At 47.9% G+C, this 772-nt stretch carries 1 protein-coding gene; it reads right to left on the bottom strand.

What is annotated here, in order from left to right; genetic code table 11:
• The coding region (locus tag Xinn_RS21165; protein WP_099137833.1) for an IS630 family transposase at positions 1 to 712 on the bottom strand (712 nt) is incomplete at its 3' end.
• Positions 713 to 772 lie beyond the last annotated feature (60 nt).

Raw genomic sequence — 772 nt, 5'->3', positions numbered from 1 at the left:
TAATGGCATGGAAAAAAAGGACGACATTTTCCGCGTTAATCGTCGGATATTCACGAATAACCGTCTCTTCAATCCGGTGTAAATTGAGTGCCCCCATGAGATTAAGGCGGGTACGGCTGCCGGTGGTTTCAACCACTTTGACGTGCTCTCTTCCACGTTTCATCCAACCGTAACTTAATTTTGTGGATTGGGTCGGATGCGTGGCATCAATAAACAGAATCGGCTCATGCTGACCACATTTCGCTTTCAGCGCGTTGTAGCGCTCAATAAACTGGTGCTGTTTATCCGCGTCGAATTTATGCGGTGTTCCCATCGGCTTTTTATAACTGAATCCCTGACGATGGAGCCATTTTGTCATCCCGGCTACCGTGAAAGTCACCTGCCAGCGAGTCCAGACATAGTCAACAATTTGCGCGGTGGTGTGCATCAAATTGGCCGCCAGATATTCAACGAGGTTTGCCGTTTGTTCGGCAGATAAACGGCTTTCAGAACCGCCATTCTCAGGGGCAAGTTTTTCTTCAGAGAAGTAATCTTTCAGATGGCGACTCACCGTACTTTCATGAATACGCAAAGCCTGGGCGATCATCTGGGCAGTCCAACCTTCCGATGCCAAAAGTACGGCCTTGATGCGGTCACGCACGCGTCCATCACGCGTGGTATCGTGCATCAATTCGAGGGCTTCTTTTTGGGCATTTGTCAGGGTAATTTTCATGGACACAATCTTGATCTGATAGGAAGGAAAAATCAAGCAGCTTCAATTACGATGGGTATA

The organism is Xenorhabdus innexi (genome assembly GCF_002632485.1).
Classification (GTDB): Bacteria; Pseudomonadota; Gammaproteobacteria; order Enterobacterales; family Enterobacteriaceae; genus Xenorhabdus; species Xenorhabdus innexi.
This window is presented reverse-complemented; position numbering and strand designations above follow the sequence as displayed.